The 15,745-nt window shown below is 39.1% G+C and carries 14 protein-coding genes and 5 pseudogenes; 11 read left to right on the top strand and 8 right to left on the bottom strand.

What is annotated here, in order from left to right:
* The first annotated feature begins 3 nt into the window (after positions 1-3).
* The 8 genes and pseudogenes from D2C78_01475 (at position 4) to D2C78_01510 (ending at position 7,001) form a co-directional block, all read left to right on the top strand.
* Entirely contained in the window at positions 4-942 is a 939-nt protein-coding gene (locus D2C78_01475; protein QEF34762.1) for a M23 family peptidase, read from the top strand.
* Positions 861-1,270: pseudogene (locus D2C78_01480) on the top strand (polymer-forming cytoskeletal family protein). The gene D2C78_01475 and the pseudogene D2C78_01480 overlap by 82 nt, the downstream one beginning before the upstream one ends.
* Positions 1,271-1,273: 3 nt before the next feature.
* Positions 1,274-1,750 carry a hypothetical protein gene (locus D2C78_01485; protein QEF34763.1) on the top strand — a complete coding sequence of 159 codons (477 nt, stop codon included), beginning with the start codon at positions 1,274-1,276 and terminating at the stop codon, positions 1,748-1,750.
* Positions 1,751-2,231: 481 nt separating this feature from the next.
* Positions 2,232-2,636, top strand: a pseudogene (locus tag D2C78_01490) (transcription-repair coupling factor).
* A gap of 150 nt (positions 2,637-2,786) precedes the next feature.
* A pseudogene (locus D2C78_01495) lies at positions 2,787-4,270 on the top strand (DEAD/DEAH box helicase).
* Positions 4,271-4,394: 124 nt separating this feature from the next.
* Positions 4,395-4,898, top strand: a complete 504-nt coding sequence (locus D2C78_01500) for a ubiquinol-cytochrome c reductase iron-sulfur subunit (GenBank protein ID QEF34764.1) — start codon at positions 4,395-4,397, stop codon at positions 4,896-4,898.
* 10 nt (positions 4,899-4,908) lie between these two features.
* Positions 4,909-6,147 (top strand): cytochrome bc complex cytochrome b subunit, encoded by a 1,239-nt coding sequence (locus D2C78_01505; GenBank protein ID QEF34765.1) that lies wholly within the window; start codon positions 4,909-4,911, stop codon positions 6,145-6,147.
* Complete coding sequence (locus D2C78_01510) at positions 6,144-7,001, top strand: cytochrome c1 (GenBank protein QEF34766.1); 858 nt, start codon at positions 6,144-6,146, stop codon at positions 6,999-7,001. Before D2C78_01505 ends, D2C78_01510 begins: the two co-directional genes overlap by 4 nt.
* Positions 7,002-7,119: 118 nt before the next feature.
* Here D2C78_01510 and D2C78_01515 read toward each other — a convergent pair whose 3' ends face one another.
* Both D2C78_01515 and D2C78_01520 read right to left on the bottom strand, forming a co-directional pair.
* Positions 7,120-7,851 carry a type II restriction endonuclease gene (locus D2C78_01515; protein ID QEF34767.1) on the bottom strand — a complete coding sequence of 244 codons (732 nt, stop codon included), beginning with the start codon at positions 7,849-7,851 and terminating at the stop codon, positions 7,120-7,122.
* Positions 7,844-8,485, bottom strand: a complete 642-nt coding sequence (locus D2C78_01520) for a DNA methyltransferase (protein ID QEF34768.1) — start codon at positions 8,483-8,485, stop codon at positions 7,844-7,846. The genes D2C78_01515 and D2C78_01520 overlap by 8 nt, the downstream gene beginning before the upstream one ends.
* Positions 8,486-8,648: 163 nt before the next feature.
* On the opposite strand from D2C78_01520, the pseudogene D2C78_01525 reads away from it, so the two are divergent.
* Positions 8,649-8,726: pseudogene (locus tag D2C78_01525) on the top strand (restriction endonuclease subunit S).
* A gap of 25 nt (positions 8,727-8,751) precedes the next feature.
* Here D2C78_01525 and D2C78_01530 read toward each other — a convergent pair.
* Together D2C78_01530 and D2C78_01535 are read right to left on the bottom strand one after the other, a co-directional pair.
* The gene (locus tag D2C78_01530) at positions 8,752-8,958 is read right to left on the bottom strand and encodes a hypothetical protein (GenBank protein QEF34769.1); all 207 of its coding nucleotides are present in this window, start codon (positions 8,956-8,958) and stop codon (positions 8,752-8,754) included.
* Positions 8,955-9,827, bottom strand: a complete 873-nt coding sequence (locus D2C78_01535; GenBank protein QEF34770.1) for a class 1 fructose-bisphosphatase — start codon at positions 9,825-9,827, stop codon at positions 8,955-8,957. The genes D2C78_01530 and D2C78_01535 overlap by 4 nt, the downstream gene beginning before the upstream one ends.
* Before the next feature lie 70 nt (positions 9,828-9,897).
* Here D2C78_01535 and rpe point away from each other — a divergent pair, with 70 nt between their 5' ends.
* Together rpe and D2C78_01545 are read left to right on the top strand one after the other, a co-directional pair.
* The gene (gene rpe, locus D2C78_01540) at positions 9,898-10,551 is read left to right on the top strand and encodes a ribulose-phosphate 3-epimerase (protein ID QEF34771.1); all 654 of its coding nucleotides are present in this window, start codon (positions 9,898-9,900) and stop codon (positions 10,549-10,551) included.
* Positions 10,529-11,391, top strand: a pseudogene (locus D2C78_01545) (3'-5' exonuclease). The gene rpe and the pseudogene D2C78_01545 overlap by 23 nt, the downstream one beginning before the upstream one ends.
* 40 nt (positions 11,392-11,431) lie before the next feature.
* Here D2C78_01545 and D2C78_01550 read toward each other — a convergent pair.
* From D2C78_01550 to D2C78_01565, 4 genes are all read right to left on the bottom strand, one after another.
* Positions 11,432-12,409, bottom strand: a complete 978-nt coding sequence (locus D2C78_01550) for a sel1 repeat family protein (protein QEF34772.1) — start codon at positions 12,407-12,409, stop codon at positions 11,432-11,434.
* 137 nt (positions 12,410-12,546) lie between these two features.
* A complete protein-coding gene (locus D2C78_01555; GenBank protein ID QEF34773.1) occupies positions 12,547-12,843 on the bottom strand; it encodes a hypothetical protein in 297 nt (98 codons plus the stop codon).
* A gap of 18 nt (positions 12,844-12,861) precedes the next feature.
* Positions 12,862-14,169: a fibronectin-binding domain-containing protein gene (locus D2C78_01560; GenBank protein QEF34774.1), complete on the bottom strand. Its 1,308-nt coding sequence runs from the start codon at positions 14,167-14,169 to the stop codon at positions 12,862-12,864.
* 2 nt (positions 14,170-14,171) lie between these two features.
* Positions 14,172-15,740, bottom strand: a complete 1,569-nt coding sequence (locus D2C78_01565) for a DNA repair protein RecN (protein QEF34775.1) — start codon at positions 15,738-15,740, stop codon at positions 14,172-14,174.
* Between the last annotated feature and the right edge of the window lie 5 nt (positions 15,741-15,745).

Genomic DNA, 15,745 nt, shown 5'->3' on the forward strand with positions numbered 1-15,745 from the left:
TTGGTGTTTTTAGACAGGCGTTTGATTGTGATGGTTACGGACTCTAAAGGGAGCCGTTACATTAATGTGCATATCTTATTCCGCCAAATTGGCTTGTATGCGCTGTTGAGCGTTATAGGCTCTCTATTGTTTTTAGGCGTTTCGTTACTGGTTTTAAATAAAGAAATTAAAAATATTGAAAAACAGCATGCTTTAATCACTAAAGAATTTGAGAAAAAAAGAGAGACTAATGAAAAGCTTTCTTTGCAAATGGATGAATTTTTAGACGATTTGCAACTTTCAGGGGAACGCATCAACGATTTAGAAGAAGTGGTGGGAGTGAATAGGCCTGAAGAAGAAAAAGAAGAGGGCAATTTTTCCAGCCGCTTGGATGTCGCTGGGATTACCGGGCTTCAAAAAAGCTTTATCATGCGCCTTATCCCCAATGACTACCCGCTAGAATCCTATCGGCGCGTTTCAGCCGCCTTTAATAAAAGAATCCACCCTATTTTGCATGTGTTGCACAACCATACCGGGCTTGATCTAAGCACCGCTATTAACACGCCTGTGTATGCGAGCGCAAGCGGGGTAGTGGGGTTAGCGAGCAAAGGGTGGAATGGGGGGTATGGGAATTTGATTAAAGTTTTCCACCCTTTTGGTTTTAAAACCTACTACGCCCATTTGAATAAAATCGTTGTGAAAACGGGCGAATTTGTCAAAAAAGGGCAGTTGATTGGGTATAGTGGTAATACAGGAATGAGCACAGGGCCGCATTTGCATTATGAAGTGCGTTTTTTAGATCAACCCATAAACCCCATGAGTTTCACCAAGTGGAACATGAAAGATTTTGAAGAAGTTTTCAATAAAGAAAGGAGCATCAGATGGCAATCTTTGATAACAATAATAAATCGGTTAATGCAAAAACAGGACCAGCGACTATCATCGCTCAAGGCACAAAAATAAAGGGGGAGCTTCATTTAGATTACCATTTGCACGTAGATGGCGAATTAGAAGGGGTGGTGCATTCTAAAAGCACGGTGGTGATCGGGCAAACCGGCTCGGTAGTGGGTGAGATTTTTGCTAATAAATTAGTGGTCAATGGCAAGTTTACTGGCACGGTGGAAGCGGAAGTGGTAGAAATCATGCCTTTAGGGCGCCTTGATGGTAAGATCTCTAGCCAAGAGCTTGTGGTGGAAAGGAAGGGGATTTTGATTGGGGAAACTCGCCCTAAGAATATTCAAGGGGGGCGTTGTTGATCAATGAGCAAGAAAAGAAAATTGAAAATAAATAGGGAATGATCCAATCTAGCCTTTATAGAGCCTTAAACAAAGGCTTTGATTACCAAATACTCGCTTGTAAAGATTTTAAAGAATCCGAGCTCGCTAAAGAAGTCATAAGCTATTTTAAGCCAAATATTAAAGCCATTCTTTTCCCGGAGTTTAGGGCTAAAAAAAACGATGATTTGCGTTCGTTTTTTGAAGAATTTTTACAGCTTTTAGGGGGTTTGAGGGAGTTTTATCAAGCCTTAGAAAACAAGCAAGAAGTTATCATTATTGCCCCTATTAGCACGTTATTGCACCCTTTACCTAAAAAAGAACTTTTAGAAAGCTTTAAAATCACTCTTTTAGAAAAATATAACCTTAAGGATTTGAAAGACAAGCTCTTTTATTATGGTTATGAAATTTTAGACTTGGTGGAAGTGGAAGGCGAAGCGAGCTTTAGGGGGATATTGTGGATATTTATGCGCCCAATTCTAAAGCATATCGCTTGAGTTTTTTTGACACGGAGTGTGAGAGCATTAAGGAATTGGATCCCACCACTCAAATGAGCCTCAAAGAAGATTTGTTAGAAATTGAAATCCCCCCACGCTTTTTAGTTTGGACGAACCATCTTATAAGGATCTAAAAACAAAAGTGGAACAAAGCCCCTTAAATAGCTTTTCTAAAGATTTAACCAGTTTTGGTTTGTGGTTTTTAGGAGAAAAAGCAAACGATTTATTGGGCGTTTATCAAAGCATCATAAGCCCTAAGGCTTTAGAAGAGGTTCAAGAATTAGCGAGCTTAAACGAATTGGATGGTGAGCGTTTCAAATCTTTAAAGGTTTTAGAAAATGCGCAAGGCTATGAAGATTTAGAAATCCATGCGCATGCCCTAGAAGGCTTTATCGCTTTGCATTCGCACCATAAAATCACGCTCCTAGCTCCTAATAAAACGATTTTAGACAATGCGATAAGTGCGCTTGAAAAAAGCAGCATGGAATGCGTCATCGCCCCCTTTGTGTTAAACTTTAAAACCCCTGATGGGATTTTTATTTCGCTCAATTCTTTTGAAAGGAAGAAAAAACGCCAAAAATCCAAGCTCGCTTTGAATGAACTAAATCCGGGCGAATGGGTGGTGCATGATGATTACGGGGTGGGCGTGTTTTCTCAATTAGTCCAACACAGCGTTTTAGGGAGCAAGAGGGATTTTTTAGAAATCGCTTATTTGGGCGAAGACAAACTGCTGTTGCCGGTAGAAAACTTGCATCTCATCGCTCGCTATGTGGCGCAAAGCGATAGCGTGCCAGCTAAAGACCGGCTAGGGAAAGGGAGCTTTCTCAAATTAAAAGCTAAAGTCAGGACTAAGCTTTTAGAGATTGCTAGTAAGATCATTGAATTAGCGGCTGAACGCAATTTGATCTTGGGTAAAAAGATGGATGTGCATTTAGCGGAGTTGGAAGTCTTTAAATCGCATGCGGGGTTTGAATACACCAGCGATCAAGAAAAGGCTATCGCTGAAATTTCAAAGGATTTAAGCTCTAAGAGAGTGATGGACAGATTATTGAGTGGGGATGTGGGTTTTGGGAAAACAGAAGTGGCGATGCATGCGATTTTTTGCGCGTTTTTGAACGGCTTTCAAAGCGCGTTAGTCGTGCCTACTACTTTATTAGCGCACCAGCATTTTGAGACTTTAAGGGCGCGTTTTGAAAATTTTGGCGTTAAGGTGGCTCGTTTGGATCGGTATGCGAGCGAAAAAAACAAGCTTTTAAAGGCGGTGGAATTAGGGCAAGTTGATGTTCTTGTAGGCACGCATGCGATTTTAGGCGCGAAATTTAAAAACTTGGGCTTAGTGGTGGTGGATGAAGAGCATAAATTTGGCGTGAAACAAAAAGAAGCTTTAAAAGAATTGAGCAAAAGCGTGCATTTTTTAAGCATGTCCGCTACGCCTATCCCGCGCACTTTAAACATGGCGCTCTCTCAAATTAAAGGCATTAGCTCTTTAAAAACCCCGCCCACAGACAGAAAACCCAGCCGCACTTTTTTGAAAGAAAAGAATGACGAACTCTTAAAAGAGATTATTTATAGAGAATTACGCCGTAACGGGCAAATTTTTTACATCCATAACCACATCGCTAGCATTTCAAAAGTCAAAACCAAGCTAGAAGGTTTAATCCCTAAACTCAAAATCGCTATTTTGCATTCCCAGATTAACGCTAATAAGAGCGAAGAAATCATGCTAGAGTTTGCTAAGGGAAACTATCAAGTTTTATTATGCACTTCTATTGTGGAATCAGGGATTCATTTGCCTAACGCTAACACGATTATTATAGATAACGCACAGAATTTCGGGCTGGCTGATTTGCACCAATTAAGGGGGCGTGTGGGGAGAGGCAAAAAAGAAGGCTTTTGTTATTTCCTCATAGAAGATCAAAAAAGTTTGAATGAACAAGCTTTAAAACGCTTGCTCGCTTTGGAAAAAAATTCGTATTTAGGCAGTGGGGAGAGCATCGCTTATCATGATTTAGAAATCAGGGGGGCGGGAATTTGCTCGGGCAAGATCAGAGCGGGCATATTAAAAACATTGGTTATGCACTCTATACGCGCATGCTTGAAGACGCGATTTATGAATTGAGTGGGGGGAAGAAAAGGCTTGAAAAAAGCGTAGAAATCCAACTTGGCGTGAGCGCTTTTTTAAACCCTGAACTCATTGCAAGCGATAGTTTGAGGCTGGATTTATACCGCCGTTTGAGTTTGTGTGAGGATGTAGATGAGGTGGGGCAAATCCATGAAGAAATAGAAGACAGGTTTGGTAGAATAGACGATTTGAGCGCTCAATTTTTGCAAATCATTACGCTTAAAATTCTAGCCAACCAGCTTGGCATCATCAAACTTTCTAATTTCAATCAAAACATCACCATCACTTATGGCGATGAGAAGAAAGAAAGCCTGAAAGCCCCAAGCAAAGACGATAACGATGTTTTAGAAACCCTTTTGAAACATTTGCGCGCTCAAATTTCTTTAAAGCGGCGTTAAAAGCGTTTGATTTTAGCGTTAATTTTGTTATTTTAAAAAGATTATTAAGAGAGTTTGTGTAAAATAGGGATTTGCTATGCCTTTAGTCGTTAAAAGGTAATTATCATTAAGGAGTTTTTTAATCATGGCAGATATTCAAAGGCGTGATTTTTTAGGAATGAGCCTTGCTAGCGTTACAGCTATAGGGGCTATAGCGAGTCTGGTAGCGATGAAAAAGACTTGGGATCCGCTCCCAAGCGTTGTTTCAGCCGGTTTTACGACCATAGATGTGGCGAACATGCAAGAAGGGCAGTTTTCCACGGTGGAATGGCGTGGGAAACCGGTCTATATCCTCAAGCGTTCTAAAAAAGAGGGCTTTAATGAAAGGCGCGATTTTAAAATTGGCGAGAGCGTTTTTACCACAGCCATTCAAATTTGCACGCATTTAGGGTGTATCCCCACTTATCAAGATGAAGAAAAAGGCTTTTTATGCCCATGCCATGGGGGGCGTTTCACTGCTGATGGCGTGAATATTGCCGGCACTCCCCCTCCACGCCCTTTTGATATCCCGCCCTTTAAAATTGAAGGCACTAAAATCACTTTTGGTGAAGCTGGGGCTGAATACAAGAAAATGATGGCTAAAGCGTAAGGAGAGTTCCATGGCAGAGATAAAAAAAGCGAAGAATTTAGGCGAATGGCTAGACATGCGTCTTGGCACTAACAAGCTTGTTAAAGTGCTAATGACAGAATATTGGATCCCTAAAAACATCAATTTCTTATGGGCGATGGGGGTGATTTTATTAACCCTTTTTGGCGTGCTTGTAGTCTCAGGGATTTTCTTGCTCATGTATTACAAGCCTGATGCGAAAATGGCGTTTGATAGCGTGAATTTCACCATCATGCAAGAAGTGGCTTATGGCTGGCTTTGGCGCCACATGCATGCCACGGCAGCGAGCATGATTTTTGTCATCATTTATATCCACATGTTTGTTGGTATCTATTATGGCTCTTACAAAAAGGGTCGTGAGATGATTTGGATTAGCGGGATGGTTTTGTTTGTGGTCTTTAGCGCGGAAGCCTTTAGCGGGTATATGTTGCCTTGGGGACAGATGAGCTATTGGGCTGCAGCGGTTATCACGAATTTATTTGGGGGCATTCCTTTCATTGGGGCTGATGTGGTGGAGTGGATCAGGGGCAATTATGTTGTGGCGGATTCCACTCTAACGCGCTTTTTCATGCTCCATGTGTTTTTACTGCCCATTGCGATCATTCTACTCATTGGGGTGCATTTTTATTCTTTACGCATCCCGCATGTCAATAACCAAGAAGGCGAAGAGATTGACTTTGAATTGGAAGAAAAAAAATTCATTGAAGGCAAGAAAAAAGAATCCAAAGTCATTCCTTTTTGGCCAGTGTTCTTGTCTAAAGATATTTTTGTGGTTTGTGCGTTCATGGTCTTTTTCTTTTACTTGGTGTGTTACCACTATGATTTTGCGATGGATCCCATTAACTTTGAAAGGGCTAACAGCCTTAAAACGCCACCTCACATTTACCCTGAATGGTATTTCTTGTGGAGCTATGAAGTCTTAAGGGGCTTTTTCTTTAGCGCTGATTTAGGGCTAATGGCCTTTGGCGTGGCGCAAGTGATTTTCTTCTTACTGCCCTTTTTGGACAGAAGCCCAGTCGTCGCTCCCGCGCACAAACGGCCGGCGTTTATGGTGTGGTTTTGGCTTTTAATCATTGATATGATTGTTTTAACGATCTATGGTAAATTGCCTCCGCTTGGGATTGGTAAATACATTGGTCTAGTGGGTTCAATCACTTTCCTAGCCCTTTTCTTTGTGGTGTTGCCCATTATCACTATCGCTGAAAGGAAGAAACAAGGGGGTGTTAGATGAAAGAATTTAAGATTCTAATCATCCTTATTGTGGTGGTAGGCGTGATTTATTATGGGGTTGAGCCTTATGCGCATTCGGTGATGCACCCTAAAGTCGCTCCGGCAGATTTTGCTTTCAAGGATTTAGAGCCGATGGATTTAAAAAATGGCGACGCTAATAAAGGAAAACAGCTTGTAGCCGAAAATTGCACCGCTTGCCATGGCATTAAATCCCAAAACATTCCAGCCCCTATGGACAGCCTTAGCGCAAGCAACTCTTTTGGGGTCGTGCCACCGGATTTAAGCCATGTGGCGGGGGTTTTGAACGCGAATTTCTTAGCCCACTTCATCAAAGACCCCGTGAAAACGGCGAAATTGAGCCATAAATTCAACGATGAAAGGCCCTATCCTATGCCGGCGTTTTCTCAATTTAGCGATCAAGATTTGAGCGATATTGTGGCGTATCTCACTTCTATTTTGCCTAAAAACTTGAGCGATAAGGAAGTGTTTGCCCAAAGCTGTCAAAGGTGCCATAGCCTGGATTATGCTAAAGATAAGGCCTTTAGCGATCCTAAAGATTTAGACAATTATTTAGGCTCTCATGCACCTGATTTGTCCATGATGATTAGGGCTAAGGGCGAACATGGCTTGAATGTTTTCATCAACGATCCGCAAAAGCTTTTGCCTGGCACGGCTATGCCTAGAGTGGGGTTGAGTGAACAAGCTCAAAAACAAGTCATCTCTTATTTGGAAAAAGCGGGCGATAGGAAAAAACATGAAAGGAATACCTTAGGGATAAAAATCATGATTTTCTTTGCGGTGTTGTCGTTCTTGGCTTATGCGTGGAAAAGAAAAGTTTGGAGCGAAGTGCATTGAATTAAAAAAAAGGGGGGAGAGCATGTAAGGGGCTTTTTCTATGAGACTGATCATCAATTTCTTTACGCTAAAAATAAACTCGTGTTTTACAAGAAATAGATAAATGGGTGCAAATATGCTAATGAGTGAGTGTTTTCAAAAATTTTAAAACATTTTGTTCTCTTAAAATGTGGTTATGCGAAAAGAAGCTTTCAATCTGGTGGTGGTTAGAAAATTCCTTTTTATGCTCATAAGCTTTTCTGATGTAGGGGGCAAATCCAAAGGGATTTTCTAAATCTTTTAAGGCGTTTTTCAAACTTTCTTCATCTTTATCTAAAGTATCAAAATACTTGAGCAAGACCTCTCTGGTTTCATAACTCAAAATATCTGAGCCTTTAAAAAAAGTGATGTCTGCATTAGCGACTCCATACACATAAATCGCATTGGGTTTAGGCAGGTTTGAATTCCACATGGGGCGAGAAGTTTGAAGGTTTTTTTCACCCTTATCGTTTTTAGAAAACTTGATTTCAATCCCTACCACATGATCAAAAATAAAAACCAAAAAATCAGGGTAATTTTGTGAGCCAAAAGGCTGATATAAAAAATGGCTTGTAAGGTTTGAAAAAGGGTTTTTAAGGGTGTGTGGGTGGTTTTTTTCTAAAACTTGCTTTTTGAGTTGGTTAAAAGCGGTTTTGATTTCTTTATTAGGCTTTTCTTCAATATGGCTTAATTCTTCTGTTAAATCGCCATTGATTTCGCTAAAGTGTTTTTTTAATTCATTCCTAAATTGGTTTTCAAACTGCTCCCCTGTGCTAGAACTTGCAAAAAACTTTCTTTTATTGGTAATTTCTTGAAACACTTTTTCAAGCATGCATTCCCTTTAATTTGCAATATTCTTCCACAAAATCATAAGTAGAAAACCCTAAAACTTGCGTGTTTTTATGAGCGAGTTTGTTGAAATCAATTTTATGGATAATCCTTAAAGCTTCTTTAGAATGGGCTTTGATGAAAAAATATTGTCGGTTTTTAATCAGTAAATTTGCATTGGTGATCTTTTCGTTGTAATCATAAAAGCCTTGTCTCACCACCGCAAAATCCCATTGGTATTTTTCTTTGTTGAAATATTTTAGGGTGTGTGGTGTGTTGTTATGAATGTAAGTAATAAAGTCATTATGGCGGATTTTTGGGGGTGCAATGATGCGTTCGTCTTTAAGATTTAGGGCGATATTTTTATGCATATAGATTTGAAAAACGCATTTCACATCATAGGGTCGTTCATTAAAAATGAAAGCGTTTTTTTCTAAAGGGGCGTTTAAAACCAATTTTGCACGCTTATCAATGTGTTTTTGAATGGAATAGCGTTTGAATAAATTGGGCAAAATAAACGCTACAATAGGCGCTTCGTTTAAAGATTTGTTTAAAAAATCTAGGGCTAATTTCCCTCTATGCCCAAAAGGAGGGTTGCCAATAATAATACGCTTTTTGTTAAACTCAATCAATTCCAACAAATAATCTTTTTTTGAATGCCTTGAGCTTTAGGGGCAATATCAAGGGCGTCCCAATCAGCAATCCCTAACCCTTTTAATGCATCAACAAAGCTCCCACTCCCTGCACTTGGCTCTAAAAAATGGAATGCGTTTAAGTCTAGCCCTAGATTTTGATTGATGAGATCTTTTAATAAATCCAAGCAAAATCGCACGATTTTGGGGTGGGTGTAAAAAGCGTCTAAATTCTTTTGCAAGGTAGTATTACTAGCCATTTTAATCCCATTTTAATTGAAATCAAACCCGCCCGCTTCGCCTAAACTCATGCTCTCATAAGCCGCATCCACATAACTGTTGCGGATCTCGCATTTTAAAACCTTCTCGCATTTCAAGCAACTCGCTACTTGCTTTTCCTTTTGGCATGCTTGCAATTTCAAAAGAGCGTCATTAAAACGCTCTTCATATTCTAATTTTTTAGCGCTATTTTGCATCATTCTCCCTTTAAATATTTTTCTAAAATCTGAGCTTCATGCGGGCTGGCTAAATAGCATTCGCTTTTTTCATGGTAGCTTTCTACGCTTTGCTCTAGCAAACGCTTTTTAACCCCCTTATCAAAATAAAACGCTTCCCCTTTAGCTTTTTCAATGATCAAGGCCAAAGGAAAGACTTCAAAAAGCTTTCGCAATTTCTTTTGCGGGTAGGAAAACATTCCGCCTTTTTTGATGAGCACATGATGGACATCAGCCACCATAGATCCTGAGTATCGTAAGCGGTAATTTTCTGCAAAAAACCCTTCTAAAGCCTTTTTTAAGCCCAAAGAAAAATCCTTTTGATTGCCTCCGCTAGCGATGATTTTACCCTTATTTTCTAAAACAATGGTTTCTATAAAATGAAACTCGTTCTGATAAAACGCGTAACGATAAACCTTGTCTAAAGCCACCACTAATTCTATTTTATGCCCAAAAACCACATAAAGGCTTGCAACTAAATTTTGCGCCTTATAATCCTTTTCATAAACCCCTATAATCGTGCCTACTAAGAAATTCGCCTCCATGACTGAACTCCCATCTAAGGGGTCATAAGCGATCAAGTAAGAGCCGTTTTCTTTAGTAACAGGCGTTTCTTTTTCTTCGCTAAAAACGCTTTTGATGTTTTCTAAACTCAAAAAATTTTCTTCTAAAAACTTATCTAGGGCTAAATCCGCTTTAATGGGCGTATCCCCGCTGCTGTTTTCTAACTTAGTGTAACTCCCAGCGTCTGGCTTTTCTAAAATTTCTTGGGCTTTTTTAACCCCTTTTTCTAAAAGACTGATGATTTCTATAACGATGTTTGCATGCTTGCATTTAAAATGTTTGTAATCCATAAAAACCCTTTTATGATTTGATTAAAGATGCTAATATTTTACTTGAAAACATTGAAAATAGGGAAGTATTTTGAAAGTAGCTCCGAGCCTTTTGAGCGCCGATTTTATGCATTTAGCCAAAGAGATAGAGAGCGTGAGTAACGCTGATTTTTTGCATGTGGATGTGATGGATGGGCATTATGTGCCTAATTTAACGATGGGGCCTGTGGTTTTAGAGAATGTTACTCAAATGAGCCAAGTGCCTTTAGACGTGCATTTAATGGTAGAAAACGCGAGCTTTTTTGTGGGGTTATTCGCTCCTTTAAAACCGCAAATCATCAGCATTCATGCAGAAAATGAAAAGCACCCCCACAGGGTGTTGCAACTCATTAAACATTCAGGCATCACGCCAGGCGTTGTCCTAAACCCCCACACGCATGAAGAAAGTATTAAATACTTGCTAGAAAGCGTGGGGCTAGTGCTTTTAATGAGCGTGAATCCGGGCTTTGGCGGGCAGAAATTTTTAGATCTGGTGCTAGAAAAATGCCTGAAAGTCAAGGAATTGATCAAACGCTACAACCCTAGCTGCCTTTTAGAAGTGGATGGGGGCGTGAATGATACAAATATCTTTGAACTCCAACAAGCGGGCGTGGATGTGGTGGTTTCAGGGAGTTATATTTTTAAATCTAAAGATCGTAAGCTGGCTATTGAAGGCTTACAGAATGTCAGACAGCCTCTTGCATAAAGACATTCAAGCCCTAATCGCTCGCTTAAAGCACCAGGATTTAAGCTTGGGCATGCTAGAAAAATCGCTCTCTCGCCTTATTTATGATGAAATCAATTTGGAATATTTAAAAGCATGCGGGCTTAATTTCATAGAAACGAGCGAAAATTTAATCACGCTCAAAAACCTTAAAACCCCCCTTAAAGATGAGGTTTTTTCCTTTATTGATTTAGAGACCACCGGCTCTTGCCCCATAAAACATGAGATTTTAGAAATCGGGGCCGTGCAAGTGAGAGGGGGGAAATTATCAATCGTTTTGAAACCCTTGTGAAAGTCAAAAGCGTGCCTGATTATATCGCTGAGCTTACAGGCATCGCTTATGAAGACACCCTAAACGCCCCAAGCGTGCATGAAGCTTTGCAAGAATTGCGGCTTTTTTTAGGCAATAGCGTGTTTGTGGCCCATAACGCTAATTTTGATTACAACTTTTTAGGGCGTTATTTTGTAGAAAAATTGCATTGCCCCTTATTGAATTTAAAGCTTTGCACTTTGGATTTATCCAAACGAGCTATTTTATCCATGCGTTATTCTTTGAGTTTTTTAAAAGAGCTTTTAGGGTTTGGTATAGAAGTCAGCCACAGAGCCTATGCGGACGCTTTAGCGAGCTATAAACTCTTTGAAATATGCCTATTAAACTTGCCTAGCTACATCAAAACCACAATGGATTTGATTAATTTTTCCAAATGCGCTAACACTCTCATCAAAAGACCCCCAAGAGCCAGATACCAAGAGACTCCACCGCCATTTTCTCTTTTTGAGAGGACAAAGGGTTTGTTCAATATCATAAAAGCGACCAGTTAAACGAAAGCTGTTTAATGGGGCTTGGTTAGGGCTTAGGATTTTATTGTTTTTGTTCTTTGAGAATATCGCATGCTTCTTTTAATCCTAGCTTGCAACTCTTTTCAAGGTTTTCTGTCGTTTGCTTTTCATCCTTTGCTACGCCCTTACCCTCATTATAAAACGCTGCTAGAGCGTAACACCCTTTAGCATCGTTCAATTCACAAGCTTTGGCAGAATATTCAAAAGCTTTTTTAAGATCCTTTGCTACGCCTTCACCATCACGATAAAACTCTCCTACAAGCGTGCATGTTAGAGCCTCGTTTAATTCGCAAGCTTTAGAGTAATATCCAAAAGCTTTTTTAAGATCTTGCGTTACACTTTCACCAAGAAAATAATCCCCTCCTAATTTAGAACACCCTTCACCATTATTCAACTCGCAAGCTTTAGAATAATATTTGAAAGCTTTTTTAAAATTTTGTGTTACGCCTTCACCATTATGATAAATATCCCCTAAAATCGCACAGCCATCGCCATAGTTTAACTCGCAAGCTTTAGAATAATATTCTAGATCTTTTTTATCTTTTTTCAAACCCTTTATCATATCGTTATAAAAAGTTGCTGACAGCATACACCCTTCAACATTATTTAACTTACAAGATTTAGAGTAATATTCTAAAGCATTTTTAAGATCGTTTGCATTAAAATAAAACTCTGCTAAGTCCTTGCATTTTTCAGCATCGTTTGATTTGCAAGCTTTAGCAGTAGCGGTGTGTTCAAGAGCTTTTTCAATGCTTTCTCTTGCACTTCCTTTTAGGATGACTTTAGAATAAGCCTCTCTTAAGATCGCGCAACCATCAGCATCGTTTAATCTACAAGCTTTTTCAAAGTATTCCTTAGCTCTAGTGAAATCTTTATCCGTGTAAATAGTGATACCTGAAAATATAAGCTCTTTAGGGTTTGACTCTGCCATTAACCCCCCTAAACACAACGCCCCCAAACACAAAACCCTAAAAACCGCTTTTTTGACACCCCTTAACATGGCGCATTCCCTTTTGTTAAAAATATAAGATTCTATTGTGATTGATATTGATAGCTAAAATCTTTTAACATTTAAAAAACGGAGACTTGATTATTTTATTTTAAACTCATGAAAGGACAGGGGTTATTCGCGACACCCTACCCCACAATATCCAGCAAATGCTCTTCATGCCACAATTCAATTTCTTCTTCTTCCAAGCCAAACGCCTTAGCCCTTTGGCTGTTTGGATAGCGGTTTTTAGAGCCTTCTTTAGGGTCTTTATCGCTAATAGCTTGCATGTTTTCTAACGCTCTTGTTTCTTGGGCTAATTCAAGCTTGCTTTGAAAGCTTTGCGCTAAATCCAGCATATCACTTCTTGCACCCTGTTGGATAGCAGAATTTAAAGGAGCGTTTTGGTTGATATAAGTTACATTGCCTAAAGCGGAAACACCCATGCTAACCTCCTTAAGTGTTTAAGTGTCCTTTAGACTAATAGTTCGGTATTTTGAGTAAATGACATTAGCTCCTTTGATGATTTTGACAAATTTTCGTTGCGTGTAGTCAATTTCGTAACTATTAAACGCATCTTTTTGCATTTTAATCAACATTTTGGCTAATTCCATAATGACCTCATCTTTGGGCGTATTCTTTTGGCAAAAAACGATCAAATGCGATCCAGGAATGTCTCTTACATGCATCCACAAATCATTCGCTCTTGCGTCTTGTAAAAGCTTGATATTTTCTTTTTGGTTTTTCCCTAAACCGATTTTAAAATCCTTATAATACAGCACTTCATACCCATTCATCGGGCGTTTGATTTTAGAATTTTTAAAGGGAATAAACATTTCTAAAACGCTTTCTTCTTGCGCTCCTTTAACATAATTAATTTGATTTTCTTTGAAGGCGATTTTTTCTTTTAGATTCTCTTCTTCTAAATACAAGAATTGCGATTTTTGTTTCTTTTTTTTGCTGAGAGTGAATTTTTTATTGATAAAAGCGTTTAAGGGCATGCTCTTATCAATTTCAATCGCGTGTTCTTTATCTTCAAAATCCTTTAAAACCACGCGGCTTTCATGCTTATGGATTAAATGCTGGTAAGTGAGTAATAGCGAGGCTTGAGTTTGCAATTCTTTCGCTTCCAATTGTAAATTTTTAGGATCTTCTAGTTTTTCTAATTTTTCTTTCAAGCGTTCTTTTTGGGCGTTTAATCGCTTGATGATTTGATTTTTTTTGTGTTCCAATTCTTTATGCTGATAGGATAAAAAATCTTTTTCTAAAATGTCTAACAATCCCTTAAAATCCAAATCCTCCTCTTGATGCTCGTAAATATTAGGAGGCAATGCCCCTAAAATATCGTTTTTAGCGACCCTGTCATTAAAACGAAAGGCTTCTATCACGCATTTTTCTTGATCTAAAATCATGAGGTTGGCTTTTTTAGGGATCATTTCTAAGCGCAAAATAAAATTTTCACTCTTATAAGCCAAATCTTTAGCGCCCTTGATTTCTAAAATCCGATCGTTATCAATGATGTTTGCTTGTAAAATTTTGGCGTTTTTAGTGAATTTATTCAAACAAAAATCTAGTGCTAGGGTGTTTTTTAAAACGCTCTCTGGGGGTTTTTTGGACAAACCGATATAAGGCGTGTTCAAATCTACAACAAAGGCGTGTTTTTCTTTAGAAAAAGCCTCTAATAAAAAGCTAGACGCACTCAAGCGTTTGAGGTTAAAATGCGTTTGAGTGTTTAAAAATTCGCTGAATTTCTTTAAAAGAAAAAATTTCATCATCACACCTTTAATTTTTCCTTAGCGAAAGAAATCGCGCTCTCTATGTTTTCGCTCCCCCCTATCATGCGCGCGATTTCTAAAACCCTTTCTTCGTTATTAAGGGTTTTTGCAAGGCTTTTGTGGTTTTCTTTAAACACCAAAATATGGTTTTTAGCAACGGCTGGGATATGGACTTGGTGCGAAATGGCAAAGATTTGTGAATGGCTGCTCAAGGTTTCAAGGGCTTTAGAAACCGCCAAACTCTCTTCACCGCTCAAATTGGAATCCATTTCATCTAACACCAACACGCCTTTAAAATCCTTTAAAAACTCCATTTCTAAAAGCATGAACGCCAGCCTCAAACGGCTGTATTCTCCAGAGCTTAAAGTCTCTAATTGGGAATTTTGCAAATGTAAAACGAGTTTTTGAGCGCCTTTTTCGCTCATGGGGGCTTCTTCTAAAACTAAACTAGGGCTTTTTAGGAGCAAATCTTTCGCTTTAGCACTTAAAAGAGCGTTAAAACCGGCTAAATATTCTTTTCTAAAGCCACCTATTTCTTCGCACAATTTCAAGCATTCGGTTTTCAATCGCTCTATTTCTTTGTGGTAAGTTTCGCAATGATGGTCAATCTCTTTTAAGCTGTGAAGCTCGTTTTTAACATGCGATAAGCGTTCTTTAGCATGCATAATACTCCCGTAATCCTTAATGATCCCGCTTAGCATGCCAAGTTTTTCTAACACCTTTTCAATATCCAAACGCTCGCACTCTTCTAATTTAGCCTGCTCTTTTTCCAGTAGAGCGCTCGCTTCTAATAAAGCGCTTTTTAAAAACTCCGCGCTATGGCCCACGCTCTCTAAAGCATGCGTGACTTTGTGGGTATTTTCTAGCACCTCTAATGCCAGAGCGATTTTATCGTTCAATTTTTCCTTACTAGAGAGCAATTTTTTCTGCTCTAAAAGGCGTTCGTATTCGTCTTCTTTTAAATCCAGCCTCTCTAATTTCATTTTTTCAAAATTCAAACGCTCTTCTAAATCCTTTTGGAAACGCTTTCTATCCTCTAATAACCGCCTTTCTTTTTCTAGCTTTTCTAAATGGGTGAATTTTTCTTCAAGCGCGCCTAAAAGGGGGCTAAACGCCTGGTTTTTGTTTTGGATATAGCCATCTAGTAAGGAGAGCATCAAAATATCATTGAGTTCATTCTGGCTGAATCTGTCGTTAGATAGGCGTTTGATCAAACCTTTTAATAACGCTTTGAGCGTGTTTTTAGACAGGCTTGTTTGGTTTAAAAAATAGCGCGTTTTTTCTTTTTTAATCACGCTAATGACTAAGGGTTCATGCTCATCTTCTCTAAAAATGCCGTATTCTTCCGTGTCTAAAAAAGGCGCGATCAATTCCACTTCAATGTTTGAAGCGTTGCTCTCTTTAAGCCCAAACGCCCCTAAAAGGCTCGCAATCAGAACGCTTTTCCCCACCCCACTAGCTCCACTAATCGCGCTCAAGCCGTCTTTAAACTCCAGATCCAGCTTTTCAAAAACGGCGTTTTGACGCACTTTTAAACGTGTGATTTGAGCGTTATTGAAATCTCGCATGCTTT

Source organism: Helicobacter pylori, from assembly GCA_008032935.1.
In the GTDB taxonomy this organism is placed as follows: Bacteria; Campylobacterota; Campylobacteria; order Campylobacterales; family Helicobacteraceae; genus Helicobacter; species Helicobacter pylori_CX.

Coding starts and splice junctions, on each gene's coding strand:
- D2C78_01510 (QEF34766.1), top strand. CDS start 6,144: ATGAAAGAATTTAAGATTCTAATCATCCTTATTGTGGTGGTAGGCGTG.
- D2C78_01560 (QEF34774.1), bottom strand. CDS start 14,169: ATGAAATTTTTTCTTTTAAAGAAATTCAGCGAATTTTTAAACACTCAA.
- D2C78_01565 (QEF34775.1), bottom strand. CDS start 15,740: ATGCGAGATTTCAATAACGCTCAAATCACACGTTTAAAAGTGCGTCAA.
- D2C78_01500 (QEF34764.1), top strand. CDS start 4,395: ATGGCAGATATTCAAAGGCGTGATTTTTTAGGAATGAGCCTTGCTAGC.
- D2C78_01555 (QEF34773.1), bottom strand. CDS start 12,843: ATGGGTGTTTCCGCTTTAGGCAATGTAACTTATATCAACCAAAACGCT.
- D2C78_01515 (QEF34767.1), bottom strand. CDS start 7,851: ATGCTTGAAAAAGTGTTTCAAGAAATTACCAATAAAAGAAAGTTTTTT.
- D2C78_01550 (QEF34772.1), bottom strand. CDS start 12,409: ATGTTAAGGGGTGTCAAAAAAGCGGTTTTTAGGGTTTTGTGTTTGGGG.
- D2C78_01535 (QEF34770.1), bottom strand. CDS start 9,827: ATGGATTACAAACATTTTAAATGCAAGCATGCAAACATCGTTATAGAA.
- D2C78_01530 (QEF34769.1), bottom strand. CDS start 8,958: ATGATGCAAAATAGCGCTAAAAAATTAGAATATGAAGAGCGTTTTAAT.
- D2C78_01505 (QEF34765.1), top strand. CDS start 4,909: ATGGCAGAGATAAAAAAAGCGAAGAATTTAGGCGAATGGCTAGACATG.
- D2C78_01485 (QEF34763.1), top strand. CDS start 1,274: ATGATCCAATCTAGCCTTTATAGAGCCTTAAACAAAGGCTTTGATTAC.